At 73.4% G+C, this 17,715-nt stretch carries 16 protein-coding genes; 6 read left to right on the forward strand and 10 right to left on the reverse strand.

The window, feature by feature from the left end:
• Nucleotides 1–2: 2 nt before the first annotated feature.
• Entirely contained in the window at nucleotides 3–218 is a 216-nt protein-coding gene (locus HHX35_RS14415) for a hypothetical protein (RefSeq protein WP_139574895.1), read from the forward strand.
• 67 nt (nucleotides 219–285) lie between these two features.
• The gene (locus HHX35_RS14420; protein ID WP_182899309.1) at nucleotides 286–1,131 is read left to right on the forward strand and encodes a helix-turn-helix transcriptional regulator; all 846 of its coding nucleotides are present in this window, start codon (nucleotides 286–288) and stop codon (nucleotides 1,129–1,131) included.
• A gap of 59 nt (nucleotides 1,132–1,190) precedes the next feature.
• On the opposite strand, the gene HHX35_RS14425 is transcribed toward HHX35_RS14420, so the two are convergent.
• A complete protein-coding gene (locus HHX35_RS14425; protein ID WP_310739089.1) occupies nucleotides 1,191–1,709 on the reverse strand; it encodes a TetR family transcriptional regulator in 519 nt (172 codons plus the stop codon).
• A 9-nt stretch (nucleotides 1,710–1,718) separates the two neighbouring features.
• Between HHX35_RS14425 and HHX35_RS14430 the strand changes: the two genes are divergently transcribed.
• On the forward strand, nucleotides 1,719–2,588 hold the full coding sequence (locus tag HHX35_RS14430; RefSeq protein ID WP_220505376.1) for an FAD-dependent monooxygenase: 870 nt from the start codon (nucleotides 1,719–1,721) through the stop codon (nucleotides 2,586–2,588).
• Nucleotides 2,589–2,711: 123 nt separating this feature from the next.
• On the opposite strand, the gene HHX35_RS14435 is transcribed toward HHX35_RS14430, so the two are convergent.
• The 7 genes from HHX35_RS14435 to HHX35_RS14465 form a co-directional block, all read right to left on the reverse strand.
• Nucleotides 2,712–3,128 carry a bacterioferritin gene (locus HHX35_RS14435; protein ID WP_139574893.1) on the reverse strand — a complete coding sequence of 139 codons (417 nt, stop codon included), beginning with the start codon at nucleotides 3,126–3,128 and terminating at the stop codon, nucleotides 2,712–2,714.
• 66 nt (nucleotides 3,129–3,194) lie between these two features.
• Complete coding sequence (locus HHX35_RS14440; protein ID WP_182899312.1) at nucleotides 3,195–5,267, reverse strand: glycosyltransferase family 39 protein; 2,073 nt, start codon at nucleotides 5,265–5,267, stop codon at nucleotides 3,195–3,197.
• Complete coding sequence (locus HHX35_RS14445; RefSeq protein ID WP_182899313.1) at nucleotides 5,264–6,436, reverse strand: bifunctional glycosyltransferase family 2/GtrA family protein; 1,173 nt, start codon at nucleotides 6,434–6,436, stop codon at nucleotides 5,264–5,266. Before HHX35_RS14445 ends, HHX35_RS14440 begins: the two co-directional genes overlap by 4 nt.
• A 339-nt stretch (nucleotides 6,437–6,775) precedes the next feature.
• Entirely contained in the window at nucleotides 6,776–7,717 is a 942-nt protein-coding gene (locus HHX35_RS14450; protein WP_220505377.1) for a glycosyltransferase family 2 protein, read from the reverse strand.
• Between the two features lie 131 nt (nucleotides 7,718–7,848).
• A complete protein-coding gene (locus HHX35_RS14455) occupies nucleotides 7,849–9,282 on the reverse strand; it encodes a cell wall metabolism sensor histidine kinase WalK (RefSeq protein WP_182899314.1) in 1,434 nt (477 codons plus the stop codon).
• On the reverse strand, nucleotides 9,279–9,998 hold the full coding sequence (locus HHX35_RS14460) for a response regulator transcription factor (protein WP_182899315.1): 720 nt from the start codon (nucleotides 9,996–9,998) through the stop codon (nucleotides 9,279–9,281). Before HHX35_RS14460 ends, HHX35_RS14455 begins: the two co-directional genes overlap by 4 nt.
• 20 nt (nucleotides 9,999–10,018) lie before the next feature.
• Nucleotides 10,019–11,557: an NAD(P)/FAD-dependent oxidoreductase gene (locus HHX35_RS14465; RefSeq protein WP_182899316.1), complete on the reverse strand. Its 1,539-nt coding sequence runs from the start codon at nucleotides 11,555–11,557 to the stop codon at nucleotides 10,019–10,021.
• A gap of 362 nt (nucleotides 11,558–11,919) precedes the next feature.
• On the opposite strand from HHX35_RS14465, the gene HHX35_RS14470 reads away from it, so the two are divergent.
• Genes HHX35_RS14470 through HHX35_RS14480 form a run of 3 tightly spaced genes read left to right on the forward strand, consistent with a single transcriptional unit; the run spans nucleotide 11,920 to nucleotide 15,921 of the window.
• Nucleotides 11,920–12,822 carry a pseudouridine-5'-phosphate glycosidase gene (locus HHX35_RS14470; protein WP_182899317.1) on the forward strand — a complete coding sequence of 301 codons (903 nt, stop codon included), beginning with the start codon at nucleotides 11,920–11,922 and terminating at the stop codon, nucleotides 12,820–12,822.
• Nucleotides 12,819–13,757: a carbohydrate kinase family protein gene (locus HHX35_RS14475; protein WP_182899318.1), complete on the forward strand. Its 939-nt coding sequence runs from the start codon at nucleotides 12,819–12,821 to the stop codon at nucleotides 13,755–13,757. Before HHX35_RS14470 ends, HHX35_RS14475 begins: the two co-directional genes overlap by 4 nt.
• 37 nt (nucleotides 13,758–13,794) lie before the next feature.
• Nucleotides 13,795–15,921, forward strand: a complete 2,127-nt coding sequence (locus tag HHX35_RS14480; protein WP_182899319.1) for a hypothetical protein — start codon at nucleotides 13,795–13,797, stop codon at nucleotides 15,919–15,921.
• A 311-nt stretch (nucleotides 15,922–16,232) separates the two neighbouring features.
• Here the strand turns inward: HHX35_RS14480 and HHX35_RS14485 are convergent, their stop codons facing one another.
• On the reverse strand, nucleotides 16,233–16,676 hold the full coding sequence (locus tag HHX35_RS14485) for a GNAT family N-acetyltransferase (protein WP_182899320.1): 444 nt from the start codon (nucleotides 16,674–16,676) through the stop codon (nucleotides 16,233–16,235).
• 81 nt (nucleotides 16,677–16,757) lie between these two features.
• Entirely contained in the window at nucleotides 16,758–17,642 is an 885-nt protein-coding gene (locus tag HHX35_RS14490; protein ID WP_182899321.1) for a LysR family transcriptional regulator, read from the reverse strand.
• Between the last annotated feature and the right edge of the window lie 73 nt (nucleotides 17,643–17,715).

Consider the following 17,715-nt stretch of genomic DNA (forward strand, 5'->3'; position numbering starts at 1 on the left):
ACATGCGATTGCGCTTTCTCGGCTCCACGTCGGAGGCGGGGGCCTGCCCCTCCCTCTACGAGACCGACCGCGGCACGATAGTCGTGCAGGGCCTGGAGGTCGTGGACCGCGAGGCCCGCGCCGACCTGCGCCATGTGCTCGACGGGGAGACCGCGGTCGAGGTGCCGAGGGAACTCCTCGTCGAGATCGCCCGGCGGGTCTTGCCTGATCACGACTGATGGCCGCCCTCTGGCGTGATCAGGCGTGCCGGGTCTACCTTGGTCCGCACCACGGCCGGAGGTGGGCATGAGCGGTTTCCATCAGGCCCGCATGGACCTGGGAGCCCAGCTACGCCGGTTGCGGGAGAACGCCCGCCTGTCCGGGAAGGACCTCGCCGAGCGGCTGCGCTGGCAGCCGTCGAAGGTCTCGCGGATCGAGAACGCCCGCCAGACGGCCACCGAGGACGACGTGGCGGCCTGGGGGAAGGCGGTGGACGCCGATCCGCAGGCGATCGACGGCCTGGTCCGGCAGGCGGCCGGGCTGCTGGAGCGGCAGGACTCCTGGCGGCAGCGGCACAGGAACGGCCTGGCCGCGCTGCAGGAGGACGTCCGCGACCTGGAGGCGCGCACCCGGCTGTTCCGGGCCTTCGAGCCCGGCGTGGTGATCGGCCTGCTGCAGACCACCGAGTACGCCAGGCACATCTTCGGCAAGGTCAGGCGGGTGCGTGAGTCCACCGACGACGTGGACGACGCCATCCGCGTCCGCATGCGGCGCCAGGAGATCCTGTACGACCCGGCCCGGCGGTTCCGGTTCGTCATGCCGGAGGCGGTGCTGCGTTACCGGCTCGCGCCGCCGGACGTGATGCGCGGCCAGCTCGACCGGCTGATCGCGGTGACCACGCTGCCGAACGTGGAGTTCGGGCTGCTGCCGTTCGAGGCGCAGTTGCCGTCCGCCCTGATGAACTCGTTCTGGATCTACGACGACTGCCTGGTCGGGGTGGCGACCAGGACCAGGGACCTGCTGCTTCGCGACGCCGAGGACGTCGCCTTCTACGCCCAGGCGTTCGAGGAGTTCTGCGAGGTGGCGGCCTTCCGCGACGACGCGAGGGCGCTGATCGTGCGCGCCCTCGACGACTACGCCCGGCCGCGCTGATCCGCCCGCCGTACGCTCACGGCGAGGTGCCGCCGACGGGCCTGTGGGCCTTGAGCAGGTCAGAGCTCGGCGGCGAGCGAGCGAAGCCCGGCGATCACCTCCGCGCCGCTGGGAGCGCGGTCAGGATCCACCAGCCACTGCAGCATCAGGCCGGTCAGCAGGGCGAGCGGCACCGAGCCGCCGAGTCCCTCCCGTCCCTCGCGCTGCCCCTTGGCGAGGTGTTCGCGCACCTCCGGTGACCGCTCGGCCTGCACCACGGCCTCGAGCTGGGCCACCCACAACGCCCGGTGGGTGGTGAAGCTGTCGATCAGCGCCTGCCAGCCCTCCTCGGGTTTGCCGGACGGGGCGCGAGAGGCGAGTTCCTGGGAGAGTTCGTCGACCGCTTCGACCAGGGCCTGAGTGAGCAGGGCGTCCTTGGAGCCGAAGTGGTAGCCGATGGCGGCATGGCTGACCCCGGCGGCAGCGGCGATGTCGCGGACGGTCGTGTGCGCCCAGCCGCGCTCGATCAGGCACCGCTTGGCACCGGCCAGCAGATCCTCTCGGTTTCCCATGCCGCGCAGTCCGAGGTCCGCGAACACGACACGAAGATGGGCGGCACCGTCCTGGTCGACGAGGAGGGCGACGAGATCGGGCGCCTGCCCGCCGAGGCGTTCGCCGGCGAGCTGGAAGTGCCCAAGCGGGAGCTGACCCGCATCCTGCACCGCATCACCGCCGGCGACGTGGAGTACGTGTTCGACGACTCGATCAGCGCACTGACGCAGCACGGGTCTGGAGTGACGGTCGAGTTCGAGCGCGGCGGCACCCGCGAGTTCGACCTGGTGTTCGGCGCCGACGGCGTGTATTCGAAGGTCAGGCAGCTGGCCTTCGGCCCCCATGCCGAGGCGCTGCGGCACCTGGGCCTCTCCGGCGCCGGCTTCAGCATCGCCAACCACCTCGGCCTGCGCCGCGGCGGGATCCTGCAGCACGGCAAGGACACAGCGATCTTCCTGCTCAGCACCGGCGACGCCGACCGGCTCACGGTCAGTCTGTCCTTCTCCACCGCCTCTCCCGCACTCGACAGGCGGCCCAGGCACGAGCAGGAGCAGGCGGTGCGCGCCGCCTTCGCCGGGCGCGGCTGGCAGGTGCCCCGCCTGCTGGAGGCGATGAGCGAGGCCGACGACTTCTACTTCTCCTCGACCTGCCAGGTCCACCTGGACCGCTGGTCGTCGGGCCGGATCGCGCTGGTCGGCGACGCGGGGTACTGCGCCGCGCCGACCAGCGGCATGGGCACCTCACAGGCGCTGATCGGCGCCCGGACGCTGGCACGCGCCCTGGCCTCGGCCGGCGGCGACCACGCGGCCGCCTTCACCGCGTACGAGGCGGAGCTGCGGCCCTACGTCGCGGAGAACCAGGCGATCGGCCAGGAGACCGCGGCGACGATGTTCGGCGGCGGTGGAACCGGCCCCGCGGGCGCGTAGAGCGCGTAGCGCCGCTCGTCCTGAACGCGCACAGCCTGCCGTGTCCTCCTCGGCACCCGCATGCGGACGTCGCGGCGCGGCACCGGCCGCGACGTCCCGCCTCACTCCGCCTGCGGCCGTCCGTCACTTCCCCAGGGCGGTCTGCAGGTCCATGACGTGGTCCTGGGTCTGCTGCAGCAGCGGGCGCAGCGCCTCGGCCACGTCGCTCAGGCCGAGTTCCTGGGCCTGCTCCACGCGCTCGCGGTAGCGGCGCAACTGCTCCTGCTCCAGCTCCAGGTCGAGCCGGAGGGCGTCGGCGCCGTCGGTCGCCACCGGCACCTCGGGAACGCGGACGCTCGGGACGCCGCCGAGGAAGTCGATCTGCTCGGCCAGCGTGCTCGCGTGGTCGAGTTCCTGGCCGAGGTGCTGCTTGAGCTCCTCGATGATCGACAGGTACTGCGCGCCCTTGATCGTGGCCGTGTGCTGCACGTACTGCACGATCGAGCGGTACTCGCTCTCCAGGTCCTCGTTGAGCAGGGCGATGAAGCCCTCGGTGTCCATGTGGGGTCGTCCTTTCGTCGGTCGGAAGTCCCATCACGTACCCGCTGAGGAGGCGGCCGAACGCCGTCAGCCCAGCTTGTACAGCGAGGACCCGCCACCGTCCGTGCCGCTGTCCGTGCCCCCGTACTCCGCGGGCTCGACCTGCGTGCCGTGCGCCTTCACCCATTCGGTGACGTCCGAGCTCGCGCCGCGGGAGGGTCCGAAACCGCCGTCGCCGATCAGGATGTACGTGAGCTTCCCCTCGGCGACGTACCGCTGCAGCTTGTCGACCGTCATCGCCGGGTCGGACCCGGTGAACCCGCCCATCGCGATGACCGGCTCGCCGGTGGACAGGATGAGCGACGACGCGCTCTGCGCGCTGTCCACCGCCACCAGCCAGGTGGCGCCGCCCTTGTTCCGCTTCAGGTAGGCCGCCATCGCGGCGTCCACCTGGCCGCCGGGCCCGCGCATGCCGCGTCCGCCCTGCCGCCCGCCGGGACCGCCGGGGCCGCCGCGGCCGAACGGTCCTCCCATGCCCTGCGACGGCCCCGCCGTGGGGTTGGTGCCGTTCACCGCCGCGCCCAGCGGCGTCATCGCGTACGCCGCCGGACCGGCCAGCCCGGCCGCGACCGCCGCGGCCAGCGCTACCGCCGTGATCCGCGCGGCCGCCCGGCCCCCACGCCCGGCCGGGCCGCCACGCCCCGTGCCGCGGCCCGCGAGCGCCGTGACCGCCAGGGCGAGCGCCGCGACCACCGTGCCGCCCGCGACGGCCCAGGCGAGCCACGGCACGAACTCCGGCGTACGGCGCAGCACGACGAACGACCAGGCCCCGGTCACGGCGACCGCGGCGGCCAGGATCAGCCGCCAGGCGGCCGAGGCGCGTGCCGTCCGCCACATCAGCACGCCGCCGATGCCGGTCAGCGCGGCGACCGCGGGGGCCATCGCGGTCGTGTAGTACGGGTGGAAGGTGCCGCTGGAGAAGCTGAAGACGGCGTAGTGCACGACGAGCCAGCCGCCCCACACCAGCAGCGACGCGCGCACCGCGTTCCTCGCGGTCGCCTTCGACGGCTCGGGGCCCGGCCTGGCGACCAGGACGAGGCCGCAGACGAGGGCCGCGGCGGCGAACGGGAGCAGCCAGGAGATCTGCCCGGCCATGACGTCGTTGAACAGCCTGCCCGCGCCGGACGCGCCGCCGAAGCCGCCACCGGCGCCACCGCCTGGGCCGCCGCCCATGCCGCCGCCGAAGGCGCGTGTCACGCCTTCCGGGGCGTCGGCGGGAAGTCTGCCCGGGCCGCCGCCGTTGCCCGCGCCGCCGAAGATCCGGCCCAGGCCGTTGTAACCGATCACCAGGTCCCAGACGGTGTTGTCGGTGCTGCCGCCGATGTACGGCCGCGAGGACGCGGGCCACCGGTCGACCACGACCATCCACCACGCGCTGGTGACCACGAGGACCGCCCCGGCGGCCAGGAGGTGCCCGATCCGGCGTACGAACGCGCCCGGCGCGGCGTAGAGAAAGGTCGGCGCGAACGCCGGCAGCACGAGGTACGCCTGGAGCATCTTGGTGTTGAAGGCGAGGCCCACCAGCACGGCGGTGACCAGCAGCGTGCGCAGGCGCCCGGCGCGGATCGCCTCCAGGCAGAACCATCCGGCCGCGACCAGCAGCAGCACCAGGACGGTGTCCGGGTTGTTGTCCCTGTTGATGGCCACGGTGATGGGGGTCAGCGTCATGACGAGCGCCGCCAGCAGGGCCGCGGCCCCGGCCGCACGGGCGTCGAGCCCGCGCAGCGCCCGCCGTACGGCGGAGTGGACCAGGGCGACCGACGCCACGCCGGCCGCCGCCTGCGGCAGCAGCATGCTCCACGTGCCGAACCCGAAGATCCGGGCCGGCAGGCCCATCACCCACAGCGCGAAGGGCGGCTTGTCGACCGTGATGTACGACCCGGCGTCGAGCGCGCCGAAGAAGAACGCCTTCCAGCTCTTCGTGCCGGAGTAGATCGCGGCGGCGTAGTAGTCGTTGGCGTACCCGTTGCGGCCGAGCGCCCACGTGTAGAGCACGGCGGCGAGGACGAGGACGGCCCACTTCCCCCAGCGCAGGAGCGGGGTCACCCTGTCCGCCGGGGTCCGGTGGCTTGTCTGAGTCGCGGCGGCGAGGAGGGTCATCGGGAGTCCTTCCGGGGCGCGAAGACCCAGGATCGCAGGAGCAGGAAGCGCAGCAGGGTGGCCAGGCCGTTCGCCACGACGACGGCGGCGAGCTCGGCCGCCCGTGACGCGCCGCCGGGCAGCGCGGCCAGGCCCCCGCTGGTCAGCGCGAGCCCGGCGACGAAGGCGACGAGCCCGCCGAGGTGATGCCGCAGAGCGCCCGCCCGGCCCCGCACGCCGAAGGTGAAGCGGCGGTTGGCCGCGGTGTTGGCGACGGCGGTGACCAACAGCGCGATCGCGTTGGCCGCCACGGGCGGCAGCACCGAGCGCAGCATCCAGAACAGCGCCAGGTGCGCCGCCGTGCTGATCGCCCCGATCACCGCGAAGACGGGGATCTGCGTGCGCACCGACGTCCGGGACGGCGGTGCCGCGGGGGCCGCGAGGCTCCCCCGGGCGACCCGCCACATGCCCCTGAGGTCGTCCACGGCCGTCCTGACGATGTCCACCCGGCTGTCGGGGTCGTCCACCCAGTCGACCGGCACCTCGTGGATGCGCAGCCCGTGCTGCTCGGCCAGCAGCAGCAGCTCGGTGTCGAAGAACCACGCCTCGTCCTTGACGGCGGGCAGCAGGGCCTGCACGACCTCGGTGCGGGCCGCCTTGAACCCGCACTGCGCGTCGGAGAAGCGCGCGCCCATGAGCGAGCGCAGCAGCAGGTTGTACGACCTGGAGATGACCTCCCGCTTCGGGCCGCGCACCACGTTGGACCACGGGGACAGGCGGGTCCCGATCGCCAGGTCGCTGTGGCCGGTCATCAGCGGCGCGATCAGGGGGAGGAACGCGTCCAGGTCGGTCGACAGGTCCACGTCCATGTAACCGACCACGTCGGCGTCGCTGGACTCCCACACCCGCCGCAGCGCCCGGCCCCGGCCCTTCTGGTCGAGGTGGACGGCCCGCACCCCCGGCAGCTCCCGGGCCAGCCGCCGGGCGATCGTCCACGTGCCGTCCGTGCTCGCGTTGTCGGCGATCGTCACGCGGAAGCCGTACGGGAAGTCGCCGCTCAGGTAGGCGTGCAGCCGCTCCACGCTCGCGGCCAGGACACGCTCCTCGTTGTACACGGGGACGACGACCTCGACCAGGCGGGTCCTGCGGGACGCCCCCGCCGCCGGCCCGGAAACCATCGTCATGCTCATGCCGCCTCCTCGCCTGACGGCTCGGAGTTGCATTCGCAAATTGCACTGTGCTTACTGATTCGCTCGCTTCGCTCGCTCATGCCGCCTCCTCGCCTGACGGCTCGGAGTTGCATTCGCAAATTGCCCTGTGCTTACTGATTCGCTCGCTTCGCTCGCTCATGCGGTCTTCTCGCCTGACGGCTCGGAGTGGCGCCGCGCCGGAGGCGCGCCGATGACGCCGGCGCGAATTGCACTGTGCTTACCGATTCGCTCGCTCATGGGCCCACGCTCGCGGGCCGGAATGGGACGGCTCTGAGGCGTTCATTAACCCCGGATGAGAACGCTCCCGAGAGGCTCCGGTCAGACGATCGGGGGGCGGCCCGCGCGGGTGAGCCGTGCCACGGTGGCCCAGGACATGGGACGGCGCTGCCCGTGCCCGCCCTTCAGGCCCTCGCGCAGCCCCCGGAACCAGACGGCGAGGTTCGCACGGGAGCGAATCCGGGCGACGCTGACCACGGTCCAGAGGGCCAGATAGACGGGAATGAGCGGGGCGGGCAGCCGGCGGTAGGCGAGCCACACGCGGTTGCGCGCGACGAGGCGGTAGAAGGGAGCGTGCCTCGCGGGGTCGGTGGCGGGATGATGGATGACGACGTCCGGCGCGTAGTAGCCGGTGCGTCCGAGGTCCCACAGCCGCCAGCTCAGGTCGATGCCCTCGTGGAAGAGGAAGAAGTGGCCTGGCCAGCCCCCGGCCTGCTCGTAGTCGGCGCGGCGGATGAGGACGACGCCTTCGGCCATGACGGTGATGGTGCCCGGCCGGGTGACCGTGCCGGCGCGCAGGCGCGGCACCCATCGGCGCAGCGTGACCCCGGTGCCGGGGTCGGCGATGCGCGGCTGGATGTAGGCCGCCCGGGTGTGGCGGCGGGCGACGGCGACGAGCCGGGCGAGGGTGTCGGTGGCGGGCAGGACGGCGTCGTTGTCGAGGAAGAAGACGAACTCGCCGGCGTCCGGCCCGGCGAGGGCGTCGGAGCCGGCGTTCCGCCCGGCGGGGATGCCCTCGTTGACGGGCAGCACCACCGTACGGACCCCGGCGGGCACGTGATCGGGCTGTACGCCGTTGCCGACGATGACCACACGCAGATCGACGTCCCGCTGGGCCAGAAGGGATTCCATCGCCCGTTCGAACGGCTCGGGCCGGTCGTTCATGGTGAGCACCACCACGTCGACGGTGGCCTTCGGGCTGGTCATCCTGTCGCGTCTCCCGAACGGGCTGGGCACCTGGTGGAGCGAGCGGGATCTCGTCATCCGTCGTTCCCGTCGCGTTAACCCACCACCCTAGTGGTCTTCACCTGCGGATCCGGGCCGATCGCGGACGCCCGGGCGGCAGTGGCCCGGCCGGACCCCGGCGTCCACGCACCCGACCCCGCCCAGGCAGGTCAGGCGGTGGGCGGGCCACCGGGGAGTTCGACCGTGGCGAGCGTGCCGCCTCCCGGCGCGTTCTCGATCGCGACCCGTCCCCCGGCGTCCCGTACGGCCTGCGCCACGATGGACAGGCCGAGGCCCGAGCCGGGCAGGCTGCGCGCCGACGGCGAGCGCCAGAACCGCTCGAAGACGTGCGGCAGCTCGTCCCCGGGGATGCCGGGGCCCTCGTCGCGCACGGTCAGCACGCCGCCCTTGAGCCGCACGGTCACCAGCCCCCCGCGGGGGCTGAACTTCACGGCGTTGTCGAGCACGTTCACCGCGGCCCGCTGCAGGCCCCGGGCGTCCCCGTGGACCTGCCACGGCTCCAGGTCGACGTCGAAGCGCAGCCCGGGGCCGCGCCGCCTGGCCCGCTCGACCGCCGACGCCACCACCTCGTGCAGGTCGATGTCGGACGACAGCTCGCCGCTCTCCGCCTTCCTCGACAGCTCCAGCAGGTCGCCGATGAGGCTCGACATCTCCTCGAACTGCTCCTTGACGTTCGCCAGCAGCCGCCGCTTGGCCGAGGGCTCGATGGCGCGGCCGGTGTTCTCGCTGCGCAGCAGCAGGTCGATGTTGGTGCGCAAACTCGTCAGCGGGGTGCGCAACTCGTGTCCCGCGTCGGCCACGAGCCGCCGCTGGCGCTCCTGCGAGCTGGACAGGGCGGCGGTCATGGTGTTGAACGACCGGCTGAGGCGGGCGATCTCGTCCTCCCCCTCCACCGGGATCGTCACACGCAGGTCCTCCGTCCTGGCCACGTGCTCGACCGCGCGGGTCAGCCGCTCCACCGGGCGCAGCGCCGTACGGGCCAGCCAGAGACCGGCCACGGCGGCGCCGAGCACGCCGAGCACGCTGACCGAGCCGAAGACGAGGGCGAGGATGCGGAGCGTCTGGTCCATCTCGGCGGTGGAGCGGAACACGCTGACCGTCACCGGGCCCTGCGGCAGGGGCGGCTCCGGGAACTGCGCGGCGTCGCCCGGCGGGCCGCCGAGACGCGGCTCATATCTGAAGGTGTAGACGAGCACGGAGGTGCCGTCCGTGGTGACCGCGTCGCGCAGCACGGGCCGGCCGCCGGAGACGGCCATCACCCGCTCCCGCGCGGTCGGCGTCACCTGCGCCGATCCGGACGCGACGCACACCGAGCCGTCCGCCAGGACGACCTGCCAGCTGCGCCCGGAGGGGTCCCAGTCGGGCCTCGGGTGGCCCTCCTTGCGTCCCTGACCGGCGCAGTCGCGCAGCGCGAACCCGACCTGTTGCGCCGGCGGCTGCAGGTGCGTGATCGAGCCGGCGATCTGGCCGCGCATCTCGCCGCGCACGAGCAGCCAGCACACGGCCGCCGCCACCGCGACGGCCAGGGCGACCGCCGTCGCGATCAGCAGGGTGAGCCGGGACCGGAGCGAACGCCGCCTCACAGCGACGGCCGCAGCACGTAGCCCACGCCGCGCACGGTGTGGATCAGGCGCGGCAGCCCGCCCGCCTCGGTCTTGCGCCGCAGGTACATCACGTACACGTCGAGCGAGTTCGACGACGGCTCGAAGTCGAATCCCCACACCTCTCGCAGGATCTGCTCGCGGGTGAGCACCTGCCGGGGATGGGTGAGGAACAGTTCGAGCAGCAGGTGCTCGGTGCGGGTGAGGTCGAGCCTGCGGCCGGCCCGGGTGACCTCCCAGCTCACGGTGTCCATGCGCAGGTCGCCGAAGGCGAGGACGTCGCCGCCGCTCTCGTTCTGCGCGTACTGCCCGCCGCGCCGCAGCAGCGCCCGCACCCGGGCGAGCAGCTCGTCGAGCTCGAACGGCTTGACCAGGTAGTCGTCCGCCCCGGCGTCCAGGCCGGAGACGCGGTCGCCGACGGCGTCGCGCGCGGTCAGCATGAGGACCGGGAGCCGGTTGCCCGAGGCGCGCAGCCGCCGGCAGGTCGTCAGCCCGTCGAGCCGGGGCATCATGACGTCGAGGAGGACCCCGTCGTACGTTCCCCCGTTCTGTGCGGCGCGGTCGAGGAGGTCGAGCGCGGTCAGCCCGTCCGCGGCGGTCTCGACCGCGTAGCCCTCGAACTCCAGGCTGCTGCGCAACGCCTCCCTGAGAGCGGGCTCGTCGTCCACTACCAGTAGTTTTGCCGGTTCCTCACGCACCGGCACAAGCTACCCGAGCGTCATGAAGGTTCCGTTAAGAGCGCCATCGCGGCGTTGTGACCGGGGATGCCGCTGACGCCGCCGCCGCGCCGGGCGCCCGCGCCGCACAGCAGCACCCGCTCGTGCGCCGTCTCGACGCCCCACTGTGCGGGCCGAGCCCCGTGGCCGCCCTCCTCGCCGTACGGCCAGGACAGGTCGTGGTGGAAGATGTGGCCGCCGGGCAGGCCCGCGTCCCGCTCCAGGTCGAGCGGGGTCTTGACCTCCAGGCAGGGCTCGCCCGAGGGCGCGCGCAGCAGGCAGTCCTCGATGGGCTCGGCGAGCACGGAGTCGATCGAGGCGAGCGTGCGGGCCAGCGCCTCCCGCTTGGCCGCCGGGTCCGTGAACAGGCGCGCCGGCATGTGCAGGCCGAACAGCGTCATCGTGTGCGCCCCCGCCTCCCGCAGCCGCGGGCCGAGGATCGAGGGGTCGGTGAGCGAGTGGCAGTAGACCTCGGCGGGCGGCAGGTCCGGCACCTTCCCCGCGGCGGCCTGCGCGTACGCCGCGGCGAGCTGATCGCGGCTCTCGTTGATGTGGAAGGTGCCGCTGAACGCCTCGGCGGGGTCCACGGCCGGGTCCCGCAGCCGGGGCAGCCGCGACAGCACCATGTTGATCTTGAGCTGAGCACCCTCGGGCCGCTCGGGTGTCTCCCCGAGCAGCCGGGCGAGCACGGCGGGCGGCAGATTGGCCAGCACCTTCCCCGCTGTCACCGCGTGCTCCGCGCCGTCGTCGAACGTGACCTCTCCCGTGCCCGGGTCGATGGCCAGCACCTCGGCGCCGGTGCGGATCTCGGCTCCGTGCCGCCGGGCGACCTCGGCGAGCTCGGTGGTCACCGCGCCCATGCCGCCGACGGGCACGTTCCAGTCGCCCGTGCCGTCGCCGATGACGTGGTAGAGGAAGCACCGGTTGGCCAGCAGGTCGGTGGCCGGATCGGCGAAGGTGCCGATCAGGGCGTCGGTGAGGACGACCCCGCGCACGGTGTCGTCGGCGAAGCGCTCGTCCACCACCTCGCCGACGGGCCGTTCGAACAGGTCGCGCCACGCCTCGTCGTCCCCCACGACCTTCCGCAGGGCCGTACGGCCGCGCAGCGGTTCGAGCAGCGTCGGCGCGACCCGCCGGGCCACGTGGGCGGTCATCCCGTAGAACCGCTCCCAGGCCGCCAGGTCGTGCCGCCCCCCGGTCACCGCCTCGAAGGAGGCGGCGGTGCGCGCGGCGTCCTCGTTGTCCACGAGCAGGCCGGTGTCGCCGGCCGGGGTGTAGGAGGCGAAGCGGCGGCGGCGCAGGTCGAGGCGCAGCCCGAGATCCTGAACGATCTTCGTGGGCAGCAGGCTGACCAGGTAGGAGTAGCGCGACAGCCGCGCGTCCACGCCGGGAAACGCGCGGGCCGACACCGCGAGGCCGCCCACGTGGCCGAGGCGTTCCAGGACCAGCACGCTGCGCCCCGCCCGGGCGAGGTAGGCCGCGGCGACGAGGCCGTTGTGCCCGGCGCCGGCGATGACGACGTCGTAGTGCGAGCGTGGCATGGAGCGTTCTCCCGGGTCGTACGTGGCTCGGAGTCGCGGTTGTGTGCGGTCCGGATGCGGGTCGCGGCGGCGGGCGTGGGAGGGTCTCGGAGGGGGTGACGGGAGGATGGCTGGTGGGCCTGGGCGGACGCCCGCAACGTATCGCAAGATCCCCCGCATGACTCGGGCAGAATATGCCGAAGCGGACAATCTTCCGCTGGTGCGAAAAAACCGAGCGATCCGGAGGGGCGCGCCGCCGATCTGGACTGAGGAGCGCGCGGGAGCGAAGCGACCAAGCGCGACGAGGGAAGCGCCCATGGCGCGCCTTCGGCACGACCAGGCGGGTATGAGCGCCCCGATGGTGAGCGGGAAACAGGAGAGACATGCGCGTTTCCGATGAGGTCGCAGAGGCGCTGGCCACCGGCCGTCCGGTCGTCGCCCTGGAGTCCACCATCATCTCCCACGGGCTTCCCCAGCCCCGCAACCTCCAGGTCGCCCTCGAACTGGAGGACATCGTCCGGCAGGCGGGGGCCGTGCCGGCGACGGTGGCGGTGCTGGACGGCGTCCCCCGGGTGGGCCTGGACAAGGACGGGCTGGAGCGGATCGCGACCGAGCCGGGCCTGCGCAAGCTCGGCTTCCGCGACCTCGCCCCGGCCGCCGCGCTCGGGCTGAGCGGTGCCACGACCGTCTCGGGCACCTCGTTCCTGGCCGCCCGCGCGGGCGTGCGGGTGTTCGCCACCGGGGGTCTCGGCGGCGTCCACCGCGGCTGGACCACGGTGCAGGACGAGTCGGCCGACATCGACACGCTCAGCCGCACCAGGATCACGGTCGTGTGCGCCGGGGTGAAGTCGATCCTCGACGTGCCCGCGACGCTCCAGCGGCTGGAGACCAAGCAGGTCACCGTCGTCGGCTACCGGACCGACGAGTTCCCCGGCTTCTACCTGCACAGCTCCGGTGAGCCGGTGGACTGGCGCATCGAGACGCCGCAGGAGGCCGCCGGCGTCATGCGGGCCCAGGACGCGCTCGGCGGGCTGGACACGGCGCTGATCGTGGCGAACCCGGTTCCGGCCGAGCTCCAGCTCGACCCGGACCTGCACGACCGGGTGCTCGCGGAGGGCCTGCGTGCCGCCGAGGAGCGCGGGATCACCGGGCAGGCCATCACCCCGTTCCTGCTGGAATACCTGGTCGAGGGCACGGGTGGCGCGTCGCTGGAGGCCAACCTCGCGGCCGTACGCGGCAACACCCGCCTGGCCGGGGAGATCGCGGCCGCCTGGGCGGCCGGGTGAGCGGTCTGCTGGTGATCGGCGACGTGGTCACCGACGTCGTCGCGCTGCACGACGGCCCCGCGGCCACCGGCACCGACACGCCCGCCGACATCGCGTTGCGCCCGGGCGGCTCGGGGGCGAACACCGCCTCCTGGGCCGCCCGGCTCGGCGCCGACACCCGCCTGCTCGCGCGGGCGGGGTACGACACCGGCGAGTGGCACGAGGCCCAGCTGACCAAGGCCGGGGTCCGGCCGCACCTGCGGATCGACCCGGAACGGCCCTCGGCCGTCGTGATCGCGATGGTCGACTCCACCGGGGAGCGGTCCATGCTCACCAACCGCGGGGCGAGCGGCCACATCGGGGTCGGCGACTGGACGCCCGACCTGCTCGACGGGGTCGGGCATCTGCACCTGTCGGCGTACACGATGTTCGCCGAGCCGGGCCTGGAGCTCGTGCGGCTCGCCATGCGCGAGGCCGCCCGGCGCGGGATCCCGGTCAGCGTCGATCCGGCCTCCTGCGGGCCGCTGCGCGCGTTCGGCACCGGGCGGTTCCTCCGCGAGACCGCCCCGGCGAGCGTCGTGATCCCCAACCTGGAGGAGGCGCTGCTGCTCGCGGACGCCGCGGATCCGGAGACGGCGGCCCGCACGCTCAGCGCCCACTACGGCACGGCGGTGGTCAAGCTGGGGGCCGGTGGTGCCCTGCTGGCCCGCGATGGCCGTATAGTCGCCAGAGCGGCCGCGCCCCTGGCGGAGGTGGTCGACTCGACGGGCGCGGGAGACGCGTTCGCCGCGGGGTTCCTGGTCGCCTCGATGGCCGGGAGCACACCCGAGGAAGCCCTGCGCAAGGGGTGTGAGACGGGCGCGGCGGCGGTCGCGCAGGTCGGCGCCCGGCCGGATCCTGGGAACTTTACCCTATTGACACCAATTGCTGGTTTGCGGCGTAAGCTGCACCATTAGCAACATGCGTCACTCTCGGGAGGGTGCGGTCATACCGATGGACGCCGAGTCAACGATCTGCCTGAGCGACCTGGTCCCGGCCCTGCGCTGGAGCCGTCCTCAGCAGGTGGCCGAGATGCTGGCCGACCCGCGCCTGCCCGGCGGCTGGTGGGCATCCGTCGGGATCGGCCGCGCGATGCGGGCGACCGGCGTTGACTGGCTCTGCGAGCGGCTCGCCCGCCTGGCCGTCGGCCGCTGGGATCACCTGCCCCTCACCGACCTGCTCCCGGCGCTCCAGGTGCACACCGTGGACCCGGCCATGCCCGGCTGGCCCGATCCCGTACGCGCGGTGGTCAACCACCTCGGCGGGTGGTACCGGCTGCGCCGTCTGACGCCGTGCGATCTCCAGGCCCCGGCCGCCCCCGCCTCGCCCGAGGTCCTCCTGACCACGGTGTTCCGTGAGGTGTTCGGACGCCTGGAGAGCGAGCTGGCGTCCGGGCGGTCCGCGCAGGCGCTCGCGGGGGGCGAGGCCGCACCCCAGGCACAGCCACAGGCACAGGCGCCCGCCGGTCCCGCCTCCGAGCCCCTCCCGCAGGCCGCCGCGCCCGGAACCACCTCTCAGCCCTTCCCGCAGGCCGCCGCGCCCGGAACCACCTCTCAGCCCTTCCCGCAGGCCGCACCCGGGACGACGTCGCAGCCGTTCCCCCAGGCCGGGCCCTCCTCTCAGCCCTTCCCGCAGGTCGCCGCCCCGGGAACCACCTCGCAGCCGTTCGCCCGGCCGACCGCGCCGGCGCCCGGGCAGGCCGCTCAGACGCCCGCCCAGACACCCGCGCAGCAGGGGCAGGCGCCCGCCCGGCCGGGGCAGGGCGCGCCGTCACCGGCCGCGTCGCCCGTCGCGCCGGCGCCTGTCGCGGAGCCGGCCAAGCCCGCCACCCAGCCCTTCGCCCGGCAGTCCGGGGCCTCGCTGCCGCAACCCGCGGCCGCCCCCGCCCAGCCGCCGGCCGAGGCGGCACGGGAGCGGCAGCCGGCCGACCTCAGCGCGCACCCGATGGTCGCGGTGATCGAGGGCCTTTTCCGCGGCTGGGACCCGCTCGCCAGGGCCGTCGCCGCCGAGCGGCTGTTCGCCGCCGAGCCGGTGAGCCTGCGCACGCTGGCGCACAACCTCAACGTGGACCGCGAACTGCTCTCCCAGGCCCAGCGCACGGCCGAGGAGCGGGTGCTGCTGTGGCTGCGCTCCCCCGACTCCGCGCCGCTCACCGGCCATCTGTTCGGGCTCACCGAGTGGCTGGGCGCCGCCGCCACCCAGGAGCAGCTCATCGCGGCGGACCCGTCCCACCCCATCGAGGTCCCGGCCCTCGGCACGCCGCTGTGGCGGGTGCTGGTGACGCTGATGCCCGACCGCCGCCTGCAGGACGGCTGGCTCGTGGTCGGCGACCTGGTGGGGCTGCGGGAGAAGACCCGCCAGCTACTGGCGAACAAGCCCGCCGACGCCGACGTCGTGGAGCTGCTCGGCCAGCTCGGCATCCGCGCCCACTCCGCCAAGGCGTGGCTGGACTCCATGCCGCAGCCGGGCTCCCCGTCCGAATTCGGCTCCCTGCCCACCCGGCACGGCCCCGACCAGACGGCGAAGCCCGCGCCGCTGCCCCGCCGTACGCCGGGCGCGAACGGGCACCACCACGGCCGCGGCGGGGTCCCGATCCCCTCGCAGGCCAACAACGGGCCCGACGCCGCCACCGCGCTCGCCGCGCTCAGCGCGCTCACGAGCGGCAACCTGAACGGCACCGTGAACGGGAACCTGGGCGGCCATCCGAACGGGAACCTGGCGGGCGGCAACCTCGCGGGGGGCGTGCCCCGGCCGCATCTGGTGCCGAACCCCCGCCCGACCTCCAGCCCGGCCTCCGACCCGCGCCGCTGGCAGCGGATCGACGTCACCAGCGGTCATCTGCGCGGCGAGCCGGTGGCGGTCCCCGAGGGGTACGCCGCCCAGCTCGGCATGCGTCCTGGGACGCTGCTGTCGGTCACCGGCCCGGGGGACAACGCCGTCGTGCTGGTGTGGCGCGACCGGCAGCCGGTGTTCGACTCGCTCCAGCCGGTCCTGATGCGGCTGAACGCGCGGCCCGGCGACTCGGTCTACGTGACCGTGGACGGCTACCGCCTGGACGCCCAGCTCACCTCGGCCGTCTGACCGTCCCGCCCGCGAGTGGCCTACGGCGCGACGCGCGCGGGATCTCGCCGGAAGGGCGGCCAGGTCATGCCTGCCGCCCGGTGCCGACGATGAGCGTGTAGTCGGCGCCGACGCGGAAGCCACCGGAGGACCCGTGGACGGTCAGCGTGTGGCGGCCGTAGCGCGCATGTCCGCCGTACGGTGCCGCCGAAGGTCCCGGCGAGGAACCAGACGTCCTCCGGCTGGTTCCGGTCGCAGAATCATAAGACGCGATCATCGCCGGTCTCAGGTCGATCAGGAGTTTCCCGATCCCGCGAGCCCGGACAGCGCACTCATGTCTTCGGTCTGAGCATCTTGCGGTAGTAGGTGGCGGACACCTCGTAGCCGAGGGCGCCGTAGAACTCGGCGGCCCGCCGGGTCGCCAGCGCGACGTATCCGCCCTGCCGTGAGCGCGCCCACGTCTCGAACTCCTCCAGCAGCCGCCGCCCGATGCCGTGGCGGCGGTAGCCGCTCTCGATCATCGCCTCCTCGACCCACGCGACCCTGCCGTTGGCGAACAGCGTGAGGTGCGTGAAGCCCAGCAGGTAGCCGCGTACGGTCCCCTCGACCGTGGCGACGATGAGGAAGGCGTCCTCGTTCTCCAGGAGTTGCGGCAGCGCCGCGTCGAACGGCGCACGCTCGGGCCGGAACGTCACCGCGAACTCGCGGGCGAGTGCGAAGATCTCGTCCGCGTCGGTCTTCTCGGCCCTCCGGAGCTGGAGATCACCAGACGTCATGAAATGGACTCTAGGAGTACCCAGGCACATACGTCCAATCCGAGCTGACCCCGCGAGACCCGGCGGCAGGCGGGGAAGGCCTCAGACCGCGGTGACGGTGAAGGACCGCCGGACGTGCCGCACGAACTCGCGTACGGCGGGGCCCTGCCCGCCGCGCCACACCAGCGCGAGCAGGGCGGGCGTGTCGGCGTCCTCGATGGTGAGCGCGGTGAGCCGGTCGCGGTGGGCCGCGGCCATCGACTCGCTGAGGACGGCGACGCCGAGTCCCCGGGCCGCGAGGCCGGCGACGGCGTCGGCCGCCCCGGCCTGCAGCGCGATCACCGGCTGGAGGCCCCGGGACGCGCAGGCCCGGTCGAACACCGTGCGCAGGCCGGTGCCGTACGGCATGCAGACGATCGGGTAGGAGCCGAGGTCGCCCAGGGTGACCCCGTCCCGGCCAGCGAGGGGGTGGCCCGGGGGGACGGCGGCGACGAGCCGCTCGCTGATGACCGTCAACGTCTCCAGGCCGTCCGGAGCGACGGCGAGACCGGCGAGGGCCAGGTCGAGGGCGCCGGCGCGCACCCCCTCGACGAGCCGGTCGGAGTTGTCCTCCAGCAGGGAGATCTCGACCCCCGGATGGGCCCGGTGGAATGCGGCGAGAGCGTCGAACAGCGGCGTGACGGTGCAGCCGACGACCATTCCGACGGTGAGCCGGCCCCGGATGAGGCCGGTCACCTCGCCCACCGCCTGTCCCAGTGCCCCGGCCGCGGCGAGCGCGGCGCGGGCGTGGTCGAGCGCGGCCTTCCCCGCGACGGTCAGCGTGACGCTCCGCGCGGACCGGTCGAACAACTCGGCGCCGAGTTCGCGTTCGAGCTGCCGGATCTGGGCGCTGACGCCCGACTGACTGATGTGCACCCGCTCGGCGGCGCGGGTGAAGTTGCGCTCCTCGGCGACCGCGACGAAATACTCCAGCTGACGCAATTCCATAACCACAGATTCTAGTTCCTATCCAATCCATCTGTTGGCCTTCTGGCAGGTGGCTCGGCAGGCTGGAGCCGTA

The sequence above is a fragment of the Microbispora sp. H10830 genome (genome assembly GCF_014161375.1).
Taxonomy (GTDB): Bacteria; Actinomycetota; Actinomycetes; order Streptosporangiales; family Streptosporangiaceae; genus Microbispora; species Microbispora catharanthi.